We start from the raw sequence: 699 nt of genomic DNA, 5'->3' as shown, positions 1-699 counted from the left end.
GAGCCGCTACTGCCTGGCGGCAGTAGCCACCCTGACCGAAGATGCCCAGGCGGCGAGCAATGCCCTGGGCCAAGCCATTCTTCAGGCTGAGCAGCTCAAGCTCCCCACTCAAGGCATCGAGGTCAAGAGCGACCAGGGCACAGCTTTCAAGGCCAACGCCTTTACCGAGTTTCTGGAGGCTAGCTGCTGTGGTCAAACCTTATCTGCGGTAGGTAAGCCCCAGGGCATGGGTCGAGTAGAACGCTTTCAGCGCACCCTCAAGGAGGAATACTTACAGTACGAGGAGGTGGAGCGTCTGGATGAGCTAAATAGAGTGCTGGAAAGCTTCCGCGAGGATTACAACCCCCGGCGTCCGCACCAGGCGTTGGATTACAAGACCCCACTGGAGGTTATCCGGTCAGCTCAGGAAACTGGTATCGTTTAGGTGAAGCACTACAAGGATGGCCGCTTTGAGGGCCACCCCCGTGCTCACCTTTTCCCCCGGGCGGGAGCCTACCCGCTCCTCCACCAGGGGCACCAGCCCGATGCGGTCCACGATGCTGGCCACCAGACCCAGATGGCCCAGGTCGTACACCTGAAAGCTGTCCGCGATCCCTCCCATCCCAAAATCCTACCCGGGAGGGGGAGGGGTGCGGAATGTCGGTTTGAACGTAGCCCCGTGACCAAAGGCCACCCCCGGGCATGGAGCCAGGCCAGCAC

The 699-nt window shown here is 61.1% G+C and carries 1 protein-coding gene and 1 pseudogene; one reads left to right on the top strand and one right to left on the bottom strand.

Annotated elements, in window-relative coordinates:
• Window positions 1-424: transposase (locus tag ABWU19_RS15000; protein WP_435902428.1), on the top strand; the 424-nt coding region annotated here is incomplete at its 5' end.
• Window positions 425-427: 3 nt separating this feature from the next.
• Here ABWU19_RS15000 and ABWU19_RS14995 read toward each other — a convergent pair.
• A pseudogene (locus ABWU19_RS14995) lies at window positions 428-601 on the bottom strand (DUF4277 domain-containing protein); the annotation flags it as partial.
• Window positions 602-699 lie beyond the last annotated feature (98 nt).

It is taken from the genome of Meiothermus cerbereus, assembly GCF_051297115.1.
GTDB classification, from domain to species: domain Bacteria; phylum Deinococcota; class Deinococci; order Deinococcales; family Thermaceae; genus Meiothermus; species Meiothermus cerbereus_A.
This window is presented reverse-complemented; position numbering and strand designations above follow the sequence as displayed.